This is a genomic window from Maritalea sp. YIW29, from assembly GCF_057219265.1.
In genome coordinates, this window is sequence record NZ_JBXVVF010000001.1 from 1,234,879 (window position 1) to 1,255,840 (window position 20,962).

Genomic DNA, 20,962 nt, shown 5'->3' on the forward strand with positions numbered 1-20,962 from the left:
GACCATGGTTACCGACTTTTGTTTATGAAGTGCCGCGCCGTTGGCCCAGCACTCGATTGAAGGGTTTCAGCGCATGGTTGCGCCGGGCGGGTCCGGTAGACACCCCAATGCCCAATTAAAAACTCGAATGCGTGATCGTGGTTTAGTTCACAATCAGTGGTGCGCTAATATCTCGCCCAAGAACGATTTTGCGCGTTCATGTTTTGGTGCTTTAAAGAAATCTTCGGGGGTTGCTTCTTCGAGAACTTCGCCGTCAGCCATAAACAAAACGCGGTGTCCGACTTGCCGAGCAAATCCCATTTCATGGGTTACGCAGATCATCGTCATGCCGTCTTCAGCTAGCCCGATCATCGTATCCAGCACTTCTTTCACCATTTCTGGGTCTAGCGCGGATGTTGGTTCATCAAACAACATAACCTTGGGTTCCATACAAAGCGCACGCGCAATGGCGACCCGCTGTTGCTGTCCACCTGATAAATGTGCGGGGTGCTTTTCCGCTTGCTCAAGTATATGAACACGATCGAGATATTTCCGGGCAATTTCTTCTGCTGCTGGCACGGCCACGCCTTTTACTCGACGCAATGCCAAAGTGCAGTTTTCAATGACTGTGAGGTGCGGAAACAAATTAAAGCTCTGAAACACCATTCCAACTTCTCGACGAACGGCTTCGATGGATTTCGCCGCTTTATCAATTTCACGGCCCGAAACTTTAATTGTGCCTTTTTGAATTTCTTCTAAGTGGTTTATGCAACGGATCAGGGTTGACTTGCCGGACCCGGACGGTCCGCAAAGAACGATCCGCTCACCCTTTCTCACGGTCAAATTCACATCCTTAAGAGCGTGAAAGTCGCCGTACCATTTGTTTATGTTGCTAAGTTCAATAAGAACTTCATTCTCCGAAACGGACAATTGTTTATCAGATGGCATATCGGCGACCTTCATTACTTGGGAGTTTTGGTATTATTCGACGGTAAACGACACACCTTCAACCGGTGCCTCGAATTTAGGCATGCCGATTTTGAACCACTTTTGATAAAGCTCATCCATTGTACCGTCAGCCTTAATTCCCTCAAGGAATGCATTCACGGTCTCATTAATTGCTTTATCTTCAAGCACCGTACCGACGCCTTTATAGTTGGTCGCAAGGATCAGTTTTTCCGCATATTTGCCTGGTGCATTTTCCTCAATGCGCCCGATTGCAAACTGGTTTGCCGCAATGGCATCAACTTGACCTGACAGAAGAGCCTGAATGTTGGATGAGTCATCATCAAAGCTCAACATTGTCGCGTTTGGTGCCAATGTCGGGATCAAGTTTTCTTGTGCACTTCCCTTCGGCACACCAATTGTTAGGCTGTCCATATCGGCGATTGCCATAACATTGGTGCCCTTTGCAGCGATTAGCGGCATGCTGTCTTCTGCGTATGGGATACTATATTGCAAAGACTTTGCGCGTTCAGCACTAATGCCCAAAGTAGCGAAAAGAGCATCCACTTTGCCCGCCTGCAAGCCAGCAATGCGGTTTTGGTTGGTGACAATTACCAATTCAAGGTCAACGCCCAAATATTCCGCAAACAATGCTGAAAGGTCAGCGTCATAGCCGTCATTTTTGCCGCTTGTGTCAAGGAAACCGAAGGGCGGGTTGTCGCCTTGAATTCCAATAACAACCTTTCCACGCTCTTTGATATTGCTCAATGTATCTGCAGCGGCACTTCCCACACCAACCACACCCAACATTGCAGCACTCGCAACAGCACACATTATTGTTCTACGTGTGAATTTTGAGATGTTCATGTTTTCTCCTCCTCATTTATCAGTTGCAGCAAAAGCTGCCTTATTGCTGTTTGAATTGTTCAAACAGAATTCCAATTGGAAACACTTCAGTCCAAACGTTCCAGGTTTTGCCTATCTAAGTCCCAGCGCCAGTTTGCGTTCCATGTGCGACCCCCAAATCGACATGGGCCAACAAAGGAAAAAGTAGATAATCCCAACAATTCCAAAGACCAGTAATGGTTGAAATATTAGGTTCGAAACGATCTGCCCAGCGCGCGCAAGCTCCACGAAGCCAACAATCGCCGCAAGCGAAGTGCCCTTGGTCAGTTGCACCGCAAAGCCGATTGTTGCCGGCAGCGAAATCTTTAGTGCCTGGGGCAGAACAATATCTCGCATGCGCGACACATAGCCCAGCGCCAGCGCGTTTGAGGCTTCAATTTGCCCCTTTGGCAAAGATTGAATTGTACCGCGCCAGATATCGCCCAAAAATGCGCTTGCATGGGCGGTATAGGCGATAGATACGGCAACCCAGGCGTCGATATTGAAGGACATTAACGCGAGGCCATAATAGATAACGAACAATTGCATCAATAGTGGCGTGCCCTGAAAGAGCGCGATGTAAGCTGCTGCTAACCGCCGAACAATCGCTATTGGGCTCACCCGTGCCAGCGCAATCGCAAGTCCGATAACACCGCCACCAACAAAGCTGATCATTGTCAGCAGCACTGTCCATTTCAACCCTTGGAGCAGAAACAAAAATTCAGAAGATCCAAACTTATCCATCTTTCAAACTCACTGGTTGGGGTAACTGAAATAGCGACTACCCAGGGTTGATAGCGCGAGCATGATGACCCACGAAATCAACAGGTAGAGACCGGTTATGGTGAAATAGACTTCGAAACTTCTGAACGTTTCAGATTCAATCCGCTGGGCGAAGTGCGTCAACTCGTTCGCCGAAATTGACGAGCAAACAGAAGATGTTAGCGTCAGAAGTATAAATTGCGAAGTCAGCGCCGGGTAAATTGCTCGAAGGGCTGGGATCAGAACAATATCCTTAAAGACCTGCGCTCGCGATAGCCCCAGCGCCGCGCCGGCCTCAAGTTGACCCCTTGGAATGGATTCCACGCCACCCCGGATAATTTCAATCGAATATGCGCCACCATTTATGGCCAGCGCAATAATTGCTGTCACGGTCGGGTTGAGCCGCATGCCGATGAGCGGCAGGGCAAAAAACAGGAAGAATATCTGCACCAAAAATGGTGTATTGCGGATGACCTCCACAAAAATGACAACTGGGATCTGAAGCAATCTTCGACCAGATCGAACCATGGCGACACCACTAACACCGATGATTAGTGCTAGAATGATCCCAGCGGACGAAAGTGCTAGGGTAAACAACACCCCATGCAGCAAATCTGCCCACCGCTCGATCACGACACTGAAGTCCAACTTGTTCAATTCTTGTTCCCCCGGGAGCTCTGCATAATAGCTTCATCTAACCTCTGCGATTGGACGCTTCGCATCCTAACGTCCACACATTGATAAAGAACCATCAATACCGCAAGAAAAAACCATCAGTTGGTTGTAATTGATGTGATTTGATGCATATAATCAAATCATGTTGATGTATAAATTGATGGGATTTTACTTCTTTGATTAAGATAAAGCGCACTGCCAAGATTGGTGAAATTGCCCGTATCGCAGGCGTTAGCACGGCTACGGTCGACAGGGTTTTAAACGAACGAGAGAATGTTGGCGACGCAACCAGGCAACGGGTGTTGCAAGCCAAAAAATCTATTGAAATGGGTAATAATGATGTTGTTCGAAAGCATCCTTGGCGAATAAAGGTGTTGCTGCCTGAAGGCGCAGGCCCATCAACTGAGTATTTAGCATCCTGTTTTCAAGAAGTCGGCGCGCAAGGCAATGCCACCATTGAATGCGTTTTCACAAAGAAGATGGAACCAGGTAGCTTAGCGCGCAAATTGCGGGCCTGTATCGGTCAGGGCATCGATGCTGTAGCGTTTCAAGCACTCGATGACCCAAGGGTCCGCGATGCCGTAAATGAACTTGTTTCGTACAATATCCCGGTTCTAACTTTGCTATCTGGATTGGAGAATGCCCCTGTTGTCGGGTTTGTCGGCATCGACAATCGCGCCGCTGGCCGTACCGCCGCATTTCTAATGGGACGCATGACGCCGGTACCCGGCAAAATTGCAATTATCGCTGGCGGACAATTATACCACAGCCATGAAGACCGAGAGATGGGCTTTCGTGCAGTGCTGCGTCGAGATTTTCCGGAGCTGGACGTCATAAGCATATATTCGGGCAATGATGACATCGAAGGAAACTATAAAGAGATTGAGAAAGTAATCAAAAGCACACCAGACCTTGTCGGCGTCTACAATGTTGGCGGCGGAAATGAAGGTATTGTGCGCGCATTGAAGGAAACGGACAGGCGTGGCGATATCCAACTTGTCTGCCACAATTTAACACCGAAAACCCGCTCCTATCTGCTTGATGGATCTATTGATATTGTCATTCACCAAAACATGCAGATTGCTGCCCTAAAAACAACGACGACATTGGTTGCGCACCTCAACCAAATGCCCACTCAACCAAAGTTCTTGCAAGTCGAAATCATCACCCCCGAAAATCTCCACGGCTCCACCTATGGATGAGCCACGCTCCGTGGTCACGGTCGGCAACTGTTGGTGGATGTGAAAGCAAGATTGGAGGTCGCTAGCAAACCGCTATATTGTACGATCAAAAGTGAAAGTGTGATTTGCAGCTTCTATCAGGGTGTGCGTACACGGCTTGACCATATAGCCCTTAGCGAAGGAAAGTGTTAGCCATTCGCCTTTGGCTTTTTCACACTATCCCTCGATTAGCTTTCGGACAACCGACCCAACACATCCAGCCCTTGCATGTTCAAGAAATGCAAGATGTCGATGAAAATCCAGTTTTCCGCTAGCTTGTCACCGTCCCGTCGATACATATCGACGACACGCATATCGGCGGGCTTGCCTGTGCCGGGCAATCCCATATAGCCCCCTGTTGGCGTCAGCGTTAGGTTGGGCCAACCAAAGAAACCGCCAAAATTTCCTTCAGCCAGTTTACAGATATGACCGTTAAATTTGCGGTCTGCTAGTTGAGTGCGGAACGGGCGTTGATGTTGCTCGATATATCGATCAATCGTGTATGTGGCGCCGATTCCATCGGGGCCCCACCAAATCATGTCGTCGCTCCAACATCGCGCAAGCTCTTCCTGTGGCGTGAACTTGCCCGCTGAATTGATGTCGCTGATCATATTGTTAATCAGCTCTAAGGTCTTTTCGCCCATTGCTGGGTTTGCATCATCGAAATGTAATCCATCATGGGTGGCTGGGCCCGGCTGGATCAAATGTTGCCCAGTTTGTGGTGGTAGGGGCTGCAATCCAGCTTGATGCATAAGATGAATGAGGTCGCAAAATAGTGCGGTTTCGACAATTTCCCCGTTCTCAACGCGATTGAACTCGGCATAGCGCAACATGGTAATTTTTCGGCTGGCGGGAATGCCGAGAAAGGGCTGGTCAAACAGCCCCATAAGATGCCCCATCGAGATCACCCAGACCGATTGAAAATCATCAATTTGGTTCCGACCAGCCATGAAAATGTCTTCACGGCGCTGCACCCGATGCATTGAACTTATGAAAGGCTTCCAAAAGCTCTGTGCGACATTTTCTGCCCCATATTGTTCATGAAACGGATGCATGCCCCGCCAGTGCCAATTGCTACTGGTGCGTTCCGCTAGAACCGAGGCAACAGAATCTGGTGTCGCCTTGGCCAAAGCATGATAGTGCGCGCGCACCAACGCCTTTTCAGCCTGATAGTCAGTCTTCGACATTTCTATCCCTTAACAGCGCCTGCAGTTAGACCGGAAACGATCTGACGTTGGAAAACCATGATCATGACGAACAACGGCGCCGTGACCGAAATCACCGCTGATACGGCAAACATCACGTTGCCCTTCGTTTGGGTCGTACCAAGGAAGCTATTGATCTTCGGGATCATGGTTTGATTGTCAGATGATAATAGCATCGCCGTGACTTGAAAGTCATTATATGCAAGCAGAAAGGAAAACAAGCCGGTCGTAATAACGCCTGGCCACATGACCGGAATGATCACATGTCGGAAGGCTTGGAAACGGTTACACCCATCCACCATCGCGCTTTCGTCCAGATCTTGTGGAATGTTTTTGAAGAATGAATGCAACATCCAGAGCGTGAAAGGTTGGTTGATGGCCACCAGCACGATGATCGTTGTTGGCAAATGCCCCCAAAGGTTGAATTGGAAAAATACCGGCAGATAGCCAGACACCAACGTGATTGGCGGAAGCGCGCGAAAAATAAGCGCAATAATCAAAAACCAAAATGCATAACGATGCGGGGACCGGGATAAAGCGTAGCCGCCCAACGTACCCAATGTGAGCGATATGGACACAACAAACACACAAACGATTGTTGAATTTACAGCTGCACGCCAAAACTCTTCCTGAATCCATGCACCATGGTAACCCTGTCCGGTGAATTGGCCGCCCGTTTCAACTTGCGTCAAAGCGCCGGTGATTGCCGCCGCCCAGTCAGCCTTGGAAAAGAAGTCCCCTTCTACCTTGAAGGAACCCCATAATGTCCAGAGGAACGGCATGGCAGCTATAATCACCCATGCTGCGAGAACAACGAAAGTGAAAATCGTCAACGGTAGAGGTTTATTTAACGCCTTGCTTGACATGGCTTATCTCCGCCCAAAGTCGCGCCAAGTGCGGATTAGCACTGGCGTCAGTAGAATTATGATGCCGATAACCGTTAGTACAGATGTGGTTGCCGATGACGATAACTGACGTGTCTCACCGCCCAAGTCGTTGTAAATTGCCCAACTGAGTGAAGTTGCGTGAGCAGACGCTGCAAAGCTAATGATCGGCTCAAATACACGAAAGTTGTCCATCAACTGCATCAGCGCGATAAAAGTCGTCAGCGGCAGCAAATGCGGCAGCACGACATAAAGGATGCGCTGCCATCGTGTTGCGCCGTCAATCATTGCAGATTCGAGCGTTTCTTTGTTAACGGTTTGAAGTCCCGCATAATAAACAACGAATGCGAACGGCGCCGAATGCCAGACCCCATAAACCATCAGCATAACCCACATCAGCGGGGTTGATGCCTTAATGGAAAGATTTGGATCGCCAGAGATACCCTGCAGCGTTGCCCCAACAATGCCTCGCGCGTCCACCATCCAAAATAAGATCAATCCGCCAACCAGTGGCGTGATCATCATTGGCAGCAATGACATGAAAATGAGTGGCCCGCGCACCATGCGCACGGCGCTATTGACCGCTACGGCAATCATAAAACCAAAGATGATAACGAGCGGCGTTACAACAAATGTATAGGTGAGAGTGAATGCCATGGCTTTGTAAAACGGCAAATTCAACATCCGCGCACCAAAGTCCCGCCACCCCTCAGCCGCACCCCAGGCTTCGCCAACCTCGTCGACAGCCAAATGCCCGCGGTCAAAATAGGTTTTTGCGCCGGCGAACTGGCCAAATGGTTGACCTTGGCGCAGCGCCTGGGTCGCCTCTTGATCGATCATTGTCGATTCTGTGCAACCGAACGGCCCACAATTTTCGACGCTGACAATAACTTGCTCATGATCAACATGAAGCGACTGCACCACAATCGAAATAAGGGGCAAAAATATGAATAGCAGCATCGCAAGGCTTGATGGCAGGACGAACCAAATAAATGTCTTGTGTTTCATATGTGCTGCTCCGCAATGGAAAAGGAAAAAAAGGGGCAGCTAGTGCGCCGCCCCTAAAGTTAGATTAGTTGAGGAAACCTTTTTCCTGTGCCGCAGCTGTATAGGCAGCTTCGACATCAGCAAGCGCTTGCTCAGCACTTTCCTTGCCCTGCAAGAACTCAGCTAGGTTGTCGCCGGTGGCCGTGTGAAGCAAGCCCATGAAAGGCAACATTGGATAAGGCTTGGCACCCATATTGATGGCGGCAAATACCCCATCATTAACTGGTGCTGGTTGGTAGCCTTCAATCATCCAAACGGCTTGCGACATTGTTTCGTCGTTAAGAATGGCTGGGCTGGTGCCTTTTGACATGGCGACAAATGTTGCCTTGGCGTCAGCGTCTGAGACATTCTTTGCGACGGTCCAGCCGTCCCACCATAGTGTTGATGCAGGAATGCTGCCGCCACCAACTGTCAGTGGAGCACCTACTGTGATGTTTTCGTAAACTTGAGGTTCAGCACCTTCGCTGTCCATCAAGTTGCCCATGCGTGAGCCCCACATGTTCATCAACATCACGTTTCCAGCTTCCATTTCTGCATTGGTCGCATTCGAATCGTGTGTCAGGAAGTCAGGGTTCATATATTCAGTTAGCGCTTTCATCATTTCTAACGCTGCAATACCTTGCGCGTTGTTGATGGTAACTTCGGCTGTTCCTGGCTTAAAGAACTCACCGCCGTGGCCAATATACATGTTCACGAATTCTTCCGCGAGGTTCCAGCCAGACGCATAGGCGCCGCCAACTGGATATTGACTAATGCCGGCTGCACGGATTTTTTCAGCAGCTGCCAATAGTTCTTCATAAGTCTTGGGTACATCGACACCAACGTCCGCGAGGACATCTTTGCGGTAAGCCAATGTTTGTGCGTTCGCCATAAATGCAACAGCGTAGATTTTGCCATCAATAGTAATGAGGCGATGCTTAGGAATATCCGCACCGAACTCTGCCACCAAGTCGTCAAGTGGGCGCACAACATCCTCGTTGATCAATGCAACAACCGATGAATTAGCAATAATCGCGGTTGTATATTCAGCAGGATTTCCCTGCATACCCGCTAGATTGATTTTCTGGTGGTCGGCGGTCAAATTTGACTTAACTTCAACGCCATCGACAGAACATTCCGCCGCGCCATTTGCTACAGTGTGAATAGCAGGGAATTCGTTCCCAACAATACTAACACGCCCTCCATCAAGGCCACAGCTGGCCATTGCTGCCGTGCTACCCAGCAAGGTGAACGCTGTCGTAAGCGCTACTTTCTTCCACATATACATGTCTTCTCTCCTCCACGTTTTGTATCTTGACCAGTTTTAATGGTCCGCAATTTTATCTCACTACTCCGTCAGTCGGCGTAATTGTCAATTTGTGCATACGAATGCAACATTACACGTAACCCCGAACTTTTTGCAAGATGTATTTTAACTTGAATCGTGCAGATTTTGAGAAAACAGGGGCTTGCGTAGTCAGAAAATTGAGATTAAGTTAATTGCAATCGTATGCAAAAAAGGAAAGTCGTATGGCCGAAATTCAGCTACGCAATCTCTCCAAGCGCTGGGGGACCTTCGTTGGGGTTCATGACTTTGACTTGACAATTTCTGACCAAGAATTCCTAGTTCTTCTGGGGCCATCTGGCTGTGGCAAAACAACAACCATGCGCATGATCGCAGGGTTGGAGGATGCGTCAGGCGGCGATATTGTTGTTGATGGTAAGCGAGTAAATGATCTTGATCCAAAAGACCGAGACGTGGCGATGGTGTTCCAAAGTTACGCGCTTTACCCCAACATGAATGTTTACGAAAATATCCGTTTTCCGCTTAAGGTTCGCAAAATTGATCCGGCAGATCATGATGAGCGCGTTCGTCGCGCTGCCGAAATGGTGGAATTGACCGAATTTTTACATCGACGCCCTGCGGAGCTTTCCGGTGGTCAGCGCCAACGGGTCGCATTGGCCCGCGCAATTGTGCGTCGGCCGAATGTGTTTTTGATGGACGAACCCTTATCCAACCTGGACGCTAAACTGCGTGTTTCGACCCGTGCACAAATCAAAAATCTGTCTCACGAACTGAAGGTGACAACAGTTTATGTGACCCACGATCAAATCGAAGCAATGACTCTAGCAGATCGGGTCGTGGTCATGTTTAAAGGCGTCATTCAACAGGTCGCAACGCCGACCGAAATTTACGATCGCCCCGCTAACACCTTCGTTGCAAGTTTCATCGGCAATCCAGCCATGAACCTGATGCAGGGTGAGCTGAACGGCGGCGTTTTCACCAGCAAAAATGTCAGAATCGCTGGCCTTAAGGGCCCCGATGGTCCCGTAACGCTTGGTTTTAGAGCAGAGGATGCTGGCCTGGCCGACAAAGGTGAAATCGAAGCAACGATCTATTCGCTTGAGTTACTTGGCGACGCAACCATGGTGACATTCCGCGCTGGCGGCGCGCTTGTATCGATCAAGGCACCTAAGACATTTCGCGCAGAAATTGGGGACCCAATCGTTGGTTCCGTTTCTGCCGACATTTGCCATTTGTTCGACGCTGAGAGTGGCGAAAGATTGTAAGCCGAGGGCCAATGCGAAGCATGATTTCGATGCAATCGGAGCTGCTTCAGTTGGCACCACTACTGTGAAGCCGCTCAAAAGGTGTGCAGACGAACTTGCTGGCGGAAGCATTCGCCGGCGACGGCGATCTCATGAATTTAAGTCGTAAGCCTAAGGATTACGCAGAATAACGGCTGCTATGTGCCGAACGAAAAAGGACTAAACAATGACGATTGCAATTCTAAAGCATGGCAAACCCGAATCTGAACGCGCTGAAGACGATGCGAAGGTTCGCAATATAGTCGAGACGACGCTGAAAGATATCGAGACGCGCGGCGATGCAGCAGTGCGTGAATTGAGCGCAAAATTCGACAGTTACGAGCCAGAAAGTTTTCGTCTGTCTGCTTCTGAGATTGAAGCTGCGATGCAGCAAGTCTCCACCCGCGACATGGACGATATCAAGTTTGCCCAAACCCAAATTCGCAAATTCGCCGAAGCTCAACGCGCATCAATGACTGACATCGAAGTTGAAACCATGCCCGGTGTTGTTTTAGGGCATCGCAATATACCCGTTCAGTCAGTCGGCTGCTATGTCCCTGGGGGCAAGTTCCCGATGGTTGCCTCGGCGCACATGTCAGTCTTAACGGCCAATGTTGCTGGGGTTCCTCGCATTGTTGCATCCGCGCCGCCGGTAAATGGCGCACCGCATCCAGCAATTGTGGCCGCAATGCATATGGGCGGAGCACACGAGATTTATGTGATGGGCGGCATGCAGGCTGTGGGCGCAATGGCCATTGGCACTCAGTCCATCAAACCAGTTGATATGCTTGTCGGCCCCGGCAACGCATTCGTCGCCGAAGCAAAACGGCAATTGTTTGGTCGTGTTGGCATTGATCTTTTCGCCGGGCCAACCGAGACGATGATCATCGCTGACGAAACTGTTGACGCTGAAATGTGCGCGACCGATTTATTGGGGCAAGCGGAACATGGCTATAATTCGCCTGCAGTCCTTGTGACAACTTCTAAAAAGTTGGCTGAGCAGACATTGGTGGAAATCGACAGAATTTTGACCATCCTCCCCACGGCAGAGACTGCGCGCGCCAGTTGGGAAAGTTACGGCGAGATCATCGTTTGCGACGATTATGATGAAATGCTGGAAGTCGCCAACGACATTGCATCAGAACATGTGCAGATCATGACAGATCGTGATGATTGGTTCCTTGAGAACATGCATTCATACGGCGCACTGTTTCTTGGGCCCCGCACAAATGTTGCAAATGGGGACAAAGTGATTGGCACCAACCATACTTTGCCGACCAAAAAGGCTGGCCGCTACACTGGCGGGTTGTGGGTCGGTAAGTTTTTGAAAACACATAGTTATCAAAAAATCACAACAGACGAAGCCGCCGAAACAATCGGCGCCTATGGCTCTCGGCTTTGCATGCTTGAAGGTTTTGTTGGACATGCCGAACAGTGCAATCTACGCGTTCGTCGCTATGGCGGGAAAAATGTTGCTTATGGGGCAGCTGCCGAATGAATTCTTCCGCACTAAAATCGTTGATCGAGCCTTATCGCAAGGCTATGGCGCAAGCGAGTGAAGCGCCGGTTCGCAAAGCGATGTCTGCCCTGCTCGCCCCAGACGCGAAGATCCAAATCTGCCATCCCTTTGGCGAATTAGTTGGGCCGGACGCATATTGGGAAACTTGCCTAAAGCCTTTGTTGGCTACCATGCCAGACCTTGAACGCCGAGACATGATCCTGATGTCCGGGACGACCCCTGAAGGGCAGGACTGGATCGGCACGATGGGGAATTATATGGGGACCTTCACATCCCCGTTTTTAGATATTCCACCAACCGGGCATTTGGCGCATATGCGCTATCACGAGTTTTACTGTGTGCAAGATGGTCGGGTTACCGAGGTACAGGCAATTTGGGACATTCCCGAATTGATGATGCAGGCGCGCGCTTGGCCTATGGCCCCGCAACTTGGTGCATTTTTGTGCACACCGGCGCCTATGTCTGGCGATGGTTTGAACGTTGCTGGCGATGGGCAGGCAACGATGGACCATGTCATTAATATGCTCACCTCGCTTTGCAAGTATCCGGCAAATCCTGATCCAAAGGTAATGGAACTCGACCGTTTTTGGCATCCGCGCTTCAATTGGTATGGCCCAGCAGGCATTGGAACTGGACGCGGTATATCTGGCTTCCGCAATTGGCATCAGATCCCATTTCTGCACGCCATGCCTGATCGTAAACTCGACGCCATGGGCGACCTGATGTCCCACTGGTTCGCAGAGGGCGAATATGTTTGTGAAACTGGCTGGCCAAATATGCGTCTAACGCTATCCGATGATGGGTGGATGGGCATTGCACCTGCGGGACGTGAAGTTTTGTTGCGCAGTTTAGATTTTTGGCGTCTTGAAAACGGCTTAATTCGAGAAAACTGGGTGCTTGTTGATCTCCTAGATCTATACGCTCAAGTGGGCGTGGACGTTTTTGCGCGCTTGAAAGAGTTCAACAAAGTGCGAAATATAGGCGCAATCGAAATTTCAGACGGATTAACACAATGACATTGCCCCGCACCCCCTCTTTTGGCCTAGATGGACGCCGCGCGTTGGTGGTTGGCGCATCTTCTGGCATAGGCGCGGCCTGTGCGGTCGCCCTTGGTGAACAAGGCGCAAAAGTTTCGCTCGCAGCGCGTCACCAGAGAAAATTGGAAGAATTGGCCGCTGAAATGTCGAGTGCGGGCATGGACGTTGAAGTGCTGGTTCTTGATGTTGCAGACGTCGCCACCACACAAACAACGCTTCAGAATCAAAAACCTTTTGATGTGTTGGTCAATGCCGCTGGCATGGCACGACACGGCCCTTCCATCGATACACCTGAGGGCGATTTTGATGATGTTGCTGGGGTCAATGTAAAGGGTGCTTATTTTTTGACCCAGGCCGTGGCCAAAGGGCTCATTGCGGCGGGTAAACCGGGCAGCCTAATAAACATCTCAAGCCAAATGGCCCATGTGGGCGGAATTGACCGCGCGGTTTATTCAGCCACAAAGCACGCGGTCGAAGGGTTTACTAAGGCGATGGCCATCGAATGGGGGCCGCACAAAATTCGCGTTAACACCATTTGCCCAACTTTTGTTCGCACAGCGCTGACCCAAAGCACATTTGACAATCCGGAACGTCGAAAATGGATCGAAGACAAAATCAAACTTGGTCGGATTGGCGAAGTCGAAGACATAATGGGCGGTGTCCAGTTTCTTGCCTCAGATGCCTCTGCACTGGTAACTGGATCTGCACTTATGATTGATGGCGGATGGACGGCAGATTGATGAACGAAAAAGTCACCTCACTAGATGTTGCTCAAAAAGCAGGTGTAAGCCAATCGGCGGTAAGTCGAGTGTTTTCAGGTGCGTCAGCATCAAAAGCAACCATCGCCCGCGTGCACAAGGCGGCTGAAGAACTAGGCTATCGCCCAAATTCACTTGCACGCGCTATGATTACGGGAAAAAGCCGGATCATTGGCCTGGTCGTGGCATATTTGGAAAACCAATTCTACCCAATTGCCCTTGAACGCCTTTCCAACGCGTTGCAGGCAAAGGGTTATCATATCCTCGTTTTCATGGCGACGAACGGACAAGGCACAATTGGCAAAGTAGTGCAGGAACTCATCGATTATCAAGTCGACGGGATCATCACCGCTTCAGTTGCTATGTCTTCGGATTTGACCCAGCGCTGCGCCGTCGCGGGTATTCCTGTTGTTATGTTCAACCGTGGTCAGGACGGATCCGGACATTCATCGGTGACATCGGCCAATATTGAAGGCGGCGGCAAAGTCGCAGAGTTCCTGTTGGCTGGTGGACACAAACGCATTGCACACATTGCCGGATGGGAAGGTTCTTCAACTGGGCGCGACCGCCAACGTGGTTTTGTCGAAAAATTGACGGCCCACGGCCAAGAGCCAATCGCCTTGATTGACGGTATGTTTGATCAGGAAACAGCGGCTGAAGCGACACGAAGTTTGATGGCAAGCGCCGAACCGCCAGATGCGATTTTCGTCGGCAATGATCACATGGCTTTTGCTGTTGTCGACACCTTGCGCCACGAGCTTGGTCTTCGCGTGCCAGAAGACATTTCAGTTGTGGGTTACGATGATGTTCCACTAGCATCTTGGCCAGCCTATAGCCTGACAACCGTGCGCCAACCGGTCAATCGAATGGTCGAGGCAACAGTAGAAACAATTCTTGCCAAAATCGAAGACCCTGAACGCCCCACACAAAAGATTGAAATCGACGGCCCGCTCATTGCGCGTGGTTCGGCTCGCGTACCAGAAGGATGGACATCATGAAGGGCTTTTCAAATCGTTGGAAAGATTTTCCAGACTATATTTTGGGCATTACCCACGAGATCTGGGAAGAGCGAAAACTTCGCACCCTGGACCATTATTATGCAGAAAAAATCCCGATGCGTTTCCCCTCTGGTCTCGTCATCGGCAACCGCGCTGTAATTGACGGGACATTGGCGACGCTTGCTGAATTTCCTGACCGTCAACTTCTGGGCGAAGATGTGATCTGGTCTGGTGATGAAGACACGGGCTACCTCTCCTCACATCGCATCCTGACCACGGGCACGCATTTGGGTGACGGTGCATTCGGTGAAGCCACCGGAAATCGATTTGAAATTCGTGCCATTGCAGACTGCGCAGCAAAAGAAGACACAATTTTTGACGAATGGCTCATCCGCGATGTCGCTGGGCTTGCTGAACAATTGGGATGGGAGCCGAAAGATTACGCCGCGGAACTGATCCGCCGCGAAGGCGGACCAGACAATTGCATGCGCCCATTCACGCCAGATCAAGACGTCGACGGCGGTTATCATTCACGCGGCAACGATAATGTTTGGGGCGAGCGATTTGCCACAATCTTGACTGATATTATGGACAAGCGGCTAGAAACAATCCGCGCCCGGTACGATCGGGCATGCAGTCTTGGTTACCCGCGCATCCTATTCGATTATGGCTGGGACGCGGCTGAACATTTTTGGTTGGGCCTGCGTTCTTCATTTCCTTCGGCAAAGTTTGAGATCCACCACCAAATTGGACGTGAAGACCCTCTTATGCCACCCCGCGCCGCCATCCGATGGTCATTGACCGGCAAGCATGACGGATTTGGCACATTCGGTGTGCCAACCGGTGCGCCCGTGCACATTATGGGCATGAGCCATGCTGATTTTGGGCCATTCGGCCACGATGACGGCACGATCCGTCGCGAATTTACACTAATTGACGAAGTTGCGATCTGGAAACAGATCCTCATGCATACTGGAGATTTTGAATGACCCCGCAAGAAATGGAATCCCGCATTGTTCGCTATGGCGATTTGAAGCCATGCAAAACCGCTTTTATTGATGCGCATACCCCAGGGTCGGACCAGAAAGAGAATTTCACGATTATCGGTGGTGGTGTGTCAGAAAGCCCGGATCAACATGTGCATATCTCTTTGCCACATGGGTTCAACATTGGCGCAGCCGGTCAGCCCCCCAAATGCAGAAATTCCCTGCATGTTCACCGAACAGCCGAGGTGTTTTTTGTCCTTAAGGGTCGCTGGCGGTTCTTTTGGGGACGCTGGGGCGACGCTGGTGAAGTGACGCTGGAAGAAGGCGACATTTTTAACATTCCCACTGGCATTTTCCGCGGGTTTGAGAATATCGGGACCGACTACGGCATGATCATGGCAATCCTTGGAGGTGATGATGCTGGCGGTGGTGTCGTTTGGGCGCCGCAAGTTATCGAGGACGCAAAAGATCATGGACTTGTTCTCTCGAGCAAGGGAAAGCTCTATGACACCAAAAAAGGTGAGAACTTGCCCGACGGCGAGAAGCCAATGCCGTTGCTGACAGATGAAGAACTAAAGCAGTTTCCAGAACCTGCAACCGCAGATGTGATCCCAGCATATATCGCCCGCTACTGGGACTTGGTGGCGCTTGCGGACAACAATCCAGCCAAAGTGATTGGCGAGAACGGCAAGTTGCGGGATCGGCCCGGATTTGAAGTTGACTTCATCACAAATGCGTCGGCGAGTGCTGAAAAACACGAGCACAAACATCCCTCAGTTCTGATGCCAGTCAAAGGGCATTGGCGGGTGGATTGGGCCGATGGTTCGGCAACGTTAGCACCTGGCGATACGATGAGCATGCCAGAAAATACCGCCCACTCTGTTGTGCCTTCAATGACAGGTGAAGCAGCGCTTTATCATGTTGTTGGCACCGATGACCCTGAAGGGCCGACTTGGAACGCTTAATCCGCTGCACAGAAACGGAATGCAAACAGAAAGATTGTTGTGATGTCAAAAGTGAAAACAACCCATGTCGGTTCCCTACCCCGCACGCAAGAAGTGGTGGATTTCATCTTCGCACGCGAGCGGGAAGAGGATTATGATCTGGCAGCTTTTGATACGGCTATGACGGCCGCTGTTTCTGAAACGGTGCGTAAGCAGGTTGATGCAGGTATTGATATCGTTTCGGACGGTGAAACATCAAAAATCAGCTACGCAACGTACGTGAAGGATCGTTACACAGGATTTGGCGGCGATAGCCCGCGCAATGCGCCAGCGGACCTAAAACTGTTTCCAAAATTTCTGGAACGTTTGGCAGATGATGGCGGCACACCACAATATGCGCGCCCAATGTGCGTTGGCGAAGTTAAGTCCAAAGGCCAAGGCGAGTTGGAAAAGGACATAGCCAACCTTAAGGCGGCGATCGATGAGCATGGCGCGCACAGCGGCTTCATGAACGCCGCCTCACCCGGTGTTATTTCGTTGTTCTTGCAAAACTCGTTCTATAAATCTCGCGAAGACTATTTGTCGGCATTGGCCGAGGCCATGAAGACAGAATATGAAACCATTGTCGGTGCGGGCCTTGATCTACAACTTGATTGCCCAGATTTGGCGCTTAGCCGCCATATGTTGTTCACTGATTTGTCTGACGACGAGTTCGTAAAAGTTGCGCAAAGCCATGTGGATGCATTGAACTATGCTCTCAGCGATATTCCGGCCGAAAAGGTGCGTATTCACATATGTTGGGGCAATTATGAAGGTCCGCACGTTTGCGATATTCCGATGGCCAAAATGTTCGATACACTAATGTCGGCAAAAGCCGATTATGTGTTGTTCGAAACATCTAATCCGCGGCATGGCCATGAATGGTCAGTGTTTCGCGATCGCAAAGCAGATATTCCAGAAAACAAAATCCTTGTTCCCGGTGTTGTCGACACGACCACCAATTTTGTGGAACACCCCGAATTGGTCGCGCAACGGGTTGAGCGGTTTGTTGATATTGTGGGCCATGATCGCGTTATTGCCGGGTCCGATTGCGGCTTTGGCACCTTTGCAGGTTTCGGCGCTGTTGATCCCGACATCGCATACGCGAAGCTGAAAGCCTTAGCTGAAGGGGCTGCGTTGGTTAAGTGACACCGCTTGTCTTATTGCCAGGTATGATGTGCGATGCGCGATTGTTTGCGCCACAAATCGCGGCGCTCGGTCTTGATCGCGCCATCCACATTGCACCCCTGAGTAACCACGAAACAACTGCTGCTTTGGCCGCAGAAGTTTTGAAAAATGCGCCCGAACAATTCGCTTTGGCTGGATTATCCATGGGCGGAATTGTTGCCATGGAAATAATGGCGCAAGCGCCTGAGCGGGTGAAAAAATTGGCATTAATGGATACAAATCCACGTGCCGAACTGCCTGAAGTCGCCGCAAAGCGCACGCCGCAAATGGAAATGGTCCGACAAGGTAAACTTCGTGAGGTAATGCGCGACGAGATGAAGCCAAACTACTTGATCGATGGGCCACGCAAGAAGGCGGTCCTGGATCTTTGTATGGACATGGCGATGGATCTTGGTTCTGAGGTATTTTTGCGCCAATCCTTGGCGCTTCGTGATCGCCCAGACCGTCAGGAGACGCTTCGTCAGGTTGACGTACCAACACTAATATTGTGCGGCCGCGAAGACCGACTTTGCCCGGTTGAGCGTCATGAATTGATGCATGAGCTTGTCGCTGGTTCAGTTCTGGAAATCATCGAGAACGCAGCACACTTGCCGACGCTTGAACAACCCGCTGCAACAAATGCAGCCATGGCCCGCTGGCTGGAGGAATGATGGACGAGAAACTTTTGCAATTGTTGCGCTCAGTCGACACACCAAGTGTTTGCAATGCGATTGAGGTCGCGCAGGGCAAGCGCGGTTTCAATGGTTTTACGCGCGGCACGATGCTGTGTTCTGCGCCGGGTGAAGTTATGGCTGGCTACGCTGTAACCGCAAAGATTAAAGCGCTCGCGCCACCTACGGAAGATGCTGCCAAAATCCGCGCGCGACGAATGGCCTATTACAAGGCGATGGCTGAGGGTCCAAAGCCCTCAATTGCGGTGATCGAAGACCAAGATTTTCCAGACTGTATCGGCGCATATTGGGGTGAAGTGAACACCACCGTCCACAAAGGGTTTGGTATGTCTGGCGCGCTCACCAATGGCGTGATGCGTGATCTGGGTGACATGGCACCAGAATTTCCTGTTTTGGCCGGATCGGTTGGGCCAAGTCACGGCTTTGTTCATGTTACCGAATTGGGAACGCCGGCAAACATCTTTGGGTTGCATATCTGCCAGGGTGACTTTGTTCATGCCGATCGGCACGGTGCGGTTGTCGTGCCACCTGAAATTATACCGCAACTTGGCACCGCGCTTGGAAAAATGCAAGAAACAGAACAGCTGGTTTTGGGCCCAGCCCGTGCTGATGGGTTTGACTTTGAAGCGTTCGAAGCCGCTTGGTCAGCGTTCGAAAAAGCGCGCACTTAGCCTCAGCGGGTGTCCGAGATGACCAGAGGACATGAGTGTTTCTCTTTCAGTTTTGATCAACTGGAGGCGGCGAGCAAATCGTTTCGATACATTGTCGGTGATTGACCAGTCCAACGTTTAAATGCCCGGACAAAGGATGACGCTTCGGAGAAACCGACCAAATAAGCCGCTTCATTGACGGACACTTTGCGGGCAGACAAGTAGTCAGACGCCATTCGGCAACGCAATTCGTCTACAACTTCTGCAAACGTTGTGCCCTCTTCCTTCAATCGGCGATACAATGTTGCGCGGCTCATTCCCAAATCTGAAGCCATGACGTCGATGGAAAAATCGCCCTTGTGAAGTCGTGGAAGCAAGATTGTCTCAATTCGGGCACGAATACTGTCCTGTTTTTCAAGTTCGATGAGAAGAGCATCGGCTTTTTCTGTAAAGATCCCAAAGGCATATCTGGATGTGTTTTCAAATGGGCGTTGCAGCCAAATAGGGTCGATTTGCAAAGCATTTCGCGTGCAGTTGTATGTGACCGGACACTTTAGAAGCGCTTCCATCGGTTCCGCATGGATGGGTTTGGCGTGCGTTACGTCAATTTTCAATGCGAACGGACTGTCGGGGAAACTATGGCGGAACTCGCCGATTAGGCGCCCAAACGACGCCTCCGTCAATTCTGGAAAACTGTTTGGGTCGGGACGATTGTCCGTAATCCAGAACTCTCCATCATCCGTCGTAACGCTGAAACGTTGCTGTCCCTCCATAATGTCTATCTCAACCATGAGCTTCGCATAACGGTTGAGCTGAGTCATGGCGTCGGGAAATGAAGCGGCAGACCCAACAATCAAACCAACGACACTGATCTTTTTGATGCGTGTGTCTAGAGCGTGTCGCAACACTAACAAAGGATCGCCACTTCGGTCGATGGCCGTACGCGTTAGCGCAACATAAGAGGTATAGGGGATACGGGCATCCTGATCACTCAGGACAGAATCTTGCACATTGGCGGCGGCAAGCAATTGAGCCCGGTCGATCCCTTGCTCTTCGGCAAAATCTGCAAGCGAGCGAAATATTCCTGCTGAGACAGTTGCTTGTGACATATGCCCTCCAAAAGCTGCTTCGAAAAATACACAAAATGACGCCAGATGCCAACAGGTTGAAACAGGCGGTCATGCCCAAATGCCAATATGTTCAGTAAACACTGATCATCAAAACAAGCGAACTCAGCTTCGCTGCAAAAAAACGGGATGATCAAAATGTTTTCACTACAAAAATGGGGTGCATTTGCGGCCTTTGGTGCGGCAGGTTCTTATATTTACGGGTTTATTGTTCTTGTGACAGTTTTGGCCGGTACTAGCTTTGGCAGTTCCGATGCAGACCCCGCCAAAACAGTTGAGTTTATTGTCAACGAAACCGCACTGATAACGTGGTGGAACATGATCATTTATGTGGCCAACGGCTTCATGGTGGCGCTGCTTGCAATTGTTCTTGCCGATATCTTTAAACCACATGCACCCGCGCTCGCATCAAGCGTTCAGACCTTTGGGGCACTTTGGGCAACGTTGGTTGTTGGTGCTGGCATGGTGGCCAATGTTGGTAATGAAGTCGTCATCGCTCAATATGCAGTAAATCCTGAAAGTGCTGTCCAGATGTGGCAAGTTTTCAGCGGTGTTGAAAATGGTCTTGGTGGCGGCAATGAGATTGCAGGATCCATTTGGGCCCTAATTATCGCATGTGCAATTTTGCGCACCGGCATTTTACCCAAAACACTAGGCTGGTTTTCCCTTGTGATTGGCACATCTGGATTGCTCACGATCGTGCCTGCCCTCAACGATATTGCAGGATCTTTGTTTGGCCTAGGCTATATCGCGTGGTTTATTTGGGTCGGTGTCGTTGTTTTGACGAAAAAGGCATAGCTCGCGCGATTTCACCAATGTGCCCAGCGCCTCTCGCATATGTGAGGGGCGCTTTTTTGTTGAAATGGAACAACAAC

The 20,962-nt window shown here is 50.4% G+C and carries 21 protein-coding genes; 12 read left to right on the forward strand and 9 right to left on the reverse strand.

The features are described from left to right. Window positions 1-153: 153 nt before the first annotated feature. From AC2D8L_RS05985 to AC2D8L_RS06000, 4 genes are all read right to left on the reverse strand, one after another. Window positions 154-927: an amino acid ABC transporter ATP-binding protein gene (locus AC2D8L_RS05985; RefSeq protein WP_484684524.1), complete on the reverse strand. Its 774-nt coding sequence runs from the start codon at window positions 925-927 to the stop codon at window positions 154-156. 33 nt (window positions 928-960) lie between these two features. After that, complete coding sequence (locus AC2D8L_RS05990; protein WP_484684525.1) at window positions 961-1,791, reverse strand: transporter substrate-binding domain-containing protein; 831 nt, start codon at window positions 1,789-1,791, stop codon at window positions 961-963. 111 nt (window positions 1,792-1,902) lie between these two features. Then, window positions 1,903-2,553, reverse strand: coding sequence for an amino acid ABC transporter permease (locus tag AC2D8L_RS05995; protein ID WP_484684526.1), 651 nt, complete (start codon window positions 2,551-2,553; stop codon window positions 1,903-1,905). A 9-nt stretch (window positions 2,554-2,562) separates the two neighbouring features. After that, window positions 2,563-3,228, reverse strand: coding sequence for an amino acid ABC transporter permease (locus AC2D8L_RS06000; protein WP_484684527.1), 666 nt, complete (start codon window positions 3,226-3,228; stop codon window positions 2,563-2,565). A 194-nt stretch (window positions 3,229-3,422) separates the two neighbouring features. On the opposite strand from AC2D8L_RS06000, the gene AC2D8L_RS06005 reads away from it, so the two are divergent. Beyond that, a complete protein-coding gene (locus tag AC2D8L_RS06005; RefSeq protein ID WP_484684528.1) occupies window positions 3,423-4,448 on the forward strand; it encodes a LacI family DNA-binding transcriptional regulator in 1,026 nt (341 codons plus the stop codon). A gap of 206 nt (window positions 4,449-4,654) precedes the next feature. Here the strand turns inward: AC2D8L_RS06005 and AC2D8L_RS06010 are convergent, their stop codons facing one another. From AC2D8L_RS06010 to AC2D8L_RS06025, 4 genes are all read right to left on the reverse strand, one after another. Then, a complete protein-coding gene (locus AC2D8L_RS06010) occupies window positions 4,655-5,653 on the reverse strand; it encodes an ester cyclase (protein WP_484684529.1) in 999 nt (332 codons plus the stop codon). A 2-nt stretch (window positions 5,654-5,655) separates the two neighbouring features. Then, window positions 5,656-6,537, reverse strand: a complete 882-nt coding sequence (locus AC2D8L_RS06015) for a carbohydrate ABC transporter permease (RefSeq protein WP_484684530.1) — start codon at window positions 6,535-6,537, stop codon at window positions 5,656-5,658. A 3-nt stretch (window positions 6,538-6,540) separates the two neighbouring features. Then, window positions 6,541-7,563, reverse strand: a complete 1,023-nt coding sequence (locus tag AC2D8L_RS06020; protein WP_484684531.1) for a carbohydrate ABC transporter permease — start codon at window positions 7,561-7,563, stop codon at window positions 6,541-6,543. Window positions 7,564-7,627: 64 nt separating this feature from the next. Next, window positions 7,628-8,869: an ABC transporter substrate-binding protein gene (locus tag AC2D8L_RS06025; protein WP_484684532.1), complete on the reverse strand. Its 1,242-nt coding sequence runs from the start codon at window positions 8,867-8,869 to the stop codon at window positions 7,628-7,630. A gap of 242 nt (window positions 8,870-9,111) precedes the next feature. Between AC2D8L_RS06025 and AC2D8L_RS06030 the strand changes: the two genes are divergently transcribed. From AC2D8L_RS06030 to AC2D8L_RS06075, 10 genes are all read left to right on the forward strand, one after another. Further along, entirely contained in the window at window positions 9,112-10,152 is a 1,041-nt protein-coding gene (locus tag AC2D8L_RS06030) for an ABC transporter ATP-binding protein (RefSeq protein ID WP_484684533.1), read from the forward strand. A gap of 205 nt (window positions 10,153-10,357) precedes the next feature. After that, entirely contained in the window at window positions 10,358-11,668 is a 1,311-nt protein-coding gene (gene hisD, locus AC2D8L_RS06035) for a histidinol dehydrogenase (RefSeq protein ID WP_484684534.1), read from the forward strand. After that, window positions 11,665-12,705, forward strand: coding sequence for an ester cyclase (locus tag AC2D8L_RS06040; protein ID WP_484684535.1), 1,041 nt, complete (start codon window positions 11,665-11,667; stop codon window positions 12,703-12,705). Before hisD ends, AC2D8L_RS06040 begins: the two co-directional genes overlap by 4 nt. Then, window positions 12,702-13,466: an SDR family NAD(P)-dependent oxidoreductase gene (locus tag AC2D8L_RS06045; protein WP_484684536.1), complete on the forward strand. Its 765-nt coding sequence runs from the start codon at window positions 12,702-12,704 to the stop codon at window positions 13,464-13,466. Before AC2D8L_RS06040 ends, AC2D8L_RS06045 begins: the two co-directional genes overlap by 4 nt. Continuing rightward, entirely contained in the window at window positions 13,466-14,482 is a 1,017-nt protein-coding gene (locus AC2D8L_RS06050; protein WP_484684537.1) for a LacI family DNA-binding transcriptional regulator, read from the forward strand. The genes AC2D8L_RS06045 and AC2D8L_RS06050 overlap by 1 nt, the downstream gene beginning before the upstream one ends. Continuing rightward, complete coding sequence (locus AC2D8L_RS06055) at window positions 14,479-15,471, forward strand: nuclear transport factor 2 family protein (RefSeq protein ID WP_484684538.1); 993 nt, start codon at window positions 14,479-14,481, stop codon at window positions 15,469-15,471. Before AC2D8L_RS06050 ends, AC2D8L_RS06055 begins: the two co-directional genes overlap by 4 nt. Further along, window positions 15,468-16,433, forward strand: coding sequence for a cupin domain-containing protein (locus tag AC2D8L_RS06060; protein ID WP_484684539.1), 966 nt, complete (start codon window positions 15,468-15,470; stop codon window positions 16,431-16,433). The genes AC2D8L_RS06055 and AC2D8L_RS06060 overlap by 4 nt, the downstream gene beginning before the upstream one ends. Window positions 16,434-16,475: 42 nt before the next feature. Next, complete coding sequence (locus AC2D8L_RS06065) at window positions 16,476-17,600, forward strand: cobalamin-independent methionine synthase II family protein (RefSeq protein WP_484684540.1); 1,125 nt, start codon at window positions 16,476-16,478, stop codon at window positions 17,598-17,600. Continuing rightward, window positions 17,597-18,289: an alpha/beta fold hydrolase gene (locus AC2D8L_RS06070; protein ID WP_484684541.1), complete on the forward strand. Its 693-nt coding sequence runs from the start codon at window positions 17,597-17,599 to the stop codon at window positions 18,287-18,289. Before AC2D8L_RS06065 ends, AC2D8L_RS06070 begins: the two co-directional genes overlap by 4 nt. After that, window positions 18,289-18,981, forward strand: coding sequence for an RraA family protein (locus AC2D8L_RS06075; protein WP_484684542.1), 693 nt, complete (start codon window positions 18,289-18,291; stop codon window positions 18,979-18,981). The genes AC2D8L_RS06070 and AC2D8L_RS06075 overlap by 1 nt, the downstream gene beginning before the upstream one ends. A 56-nt stretch (window positions 18,982-19,037) precedes the next feature. On the opposite strand, the gene AC2D8L_RS06080 is transcribed toward AC2D8L_RS06075, so the two are convergent. Beyond that, window positions 19,038-20,069 carry an AraC family transcriptional regulator gene (locus AC2D8L_RS06080; protein ID WP_484684543.1) on the reverse strand — a complete coding sequence of 344 codons (1,032 nt, stop codon included), beginning with the start codon at window positions 20,067-20,069 and terminating at the stop codon, window positions 19,038-19,040. A gap of 156 nt (window positions 20,070-20,225) precedes the next feature. Here AC2D8L_RS06080 and AC2D8L_RS06085 point away from each other — a divergent pair, with 156 nt between their 5' ends. Beyond that, window positions 20,226-20,885 (forward strand): DUF4386 family protein, encoded by a 660-nt coding sequence (locus AC2D8L_RS06085; protein WP_484684544.1) that lies wholly within the window; start codon window positions 20,226-20,228, stop codon window positions 20,883-20,885. The last annotated feature ends 77 nt before the right edge of the window (window positions 20,886-20,962 follow it).

Coding starts and splice junctions, on each gene's coding strand:
- AC2D8L_RS05985 (WP_484684524.1), bottom strand. CDS start 927: ATGCCATCTGATAAACAATTGTCCGTTTCGGAGAATGAAGTTCTTATT.
- AC2D8L_RS05990 (WP_484684525.1), bottom strand. CDS start 1,791: ATGAACATCTCAAAATTCACACGTAGAACAATAATGTGTGCTGTTGCG.
- AC2D8L_RS05995 (WP_484684526.1), bottom strand. CDS start 2,553: ATGGATAAGTTTGGATCTTCTGAATTTTTGTTTCTGCTCCAAGGGTTG.
- AC2D8L_RS06010 (WP_484684529.1), bottom strand. CDS start 5,653: ATGTCGAAGACTGACTATCAGGCTGAAAAGGCGTTGGTGCGCGCGCAC.
- AC2D8L_RS06015 (WP_484684530.1), bottom strand. CDS start 6,537: ATGTCAAGCAAGGCGTTAAATAAACCTCTACCGTTGACGATTTTCACT.
- AC2D8L_RS06020 (WP_484684531.1), bottom strand. CDS start 7,563: ATGAAACACAAGACATTTATTTGGTTCGTCCTGCCATCAAGCCTTGCG.
- AC2D8L_RS06025 (WP_484684532.1), bottom strand. CDS start 8,869: ATGTATATGTGGAAGAAAGTAGCGCTTACGACAGCGTTCACCTTGCTG.
- AC2D8L_RS06030 (WP_484684533.1), top strand. CDS start 9,112: ATGGCCGAAATTCAGCTACGCAATCTCTCCAAGCGCTGGGGGACCTTC.
- hisD (WP_484684534.1), top strand. CDS start 10,358: ATGACGATTGCAATTCTAAAGCATGGCAAACCCGAATCTGAACGCGCT.
- AC2D8L_RS06040 (WP_484684535.1), top strand. CDS start 11,665: ATGAATTCTTCCGCACTAAAATCGTTGATCGAGCCTTATCGCAAGGCT.
- AC2D8L_RS06045 (WP_484684536.1), top strand. CDS start 12,702: ATGACATTGCCCCGCACCCCCTCTTTTGGCCTAGATGGACGCCGCGCG.
- AC2D8L_RS06050 (WP_484684537.1), top strand. CDS start 13,466: ATGAACGAAAAAGTCACCTCACTAGATGTTGCTCAAAAAGCAGGTGTA.
- AC2D8L_RS06055 (WP_484684538.1), top strand. CDS start 14,479: ATGAAGGGCTTTTCAAATCGTTGGAAAGATTTTCCAGACTATATTTTG.
- AC2D8L_RS06060 (WP_484684539.1), top strand. CDS start 15,468: ATGACCCCGCAAGAAATGGAATCCCGCATTGTTCGCTATGGCGATTTG.
- AC2D8L_RS06065 (WP_484684540.1), top strand. CDS start 16,476: ATGTCAAAAGTGAAAACAACCCATGTCGGTTCCCTACCCCGCACGCAA.
- AC2D8L_RS06075 (WP_484684542.1), top strand. CDS start 18,289: ATGGACGAGAAACTTTTGCAATTGTTGCGCTCAGTCGACACACCAAGT.
- AC2D8L_RS06080 (WP_484684543.1), bottom strand. CDS start 20,069: ATGTCACAAGCAACTGTCTCAGCAGGAATATTTCGCTCGCTTGCAGAT.
- AC2D8L_RS06085 (WP_484684544.1), top strand. CDS start 20,226: ATGTTTTCACTACAAAAATGGGGTGCATTTGCGGCCTTTGGTGCGGCA.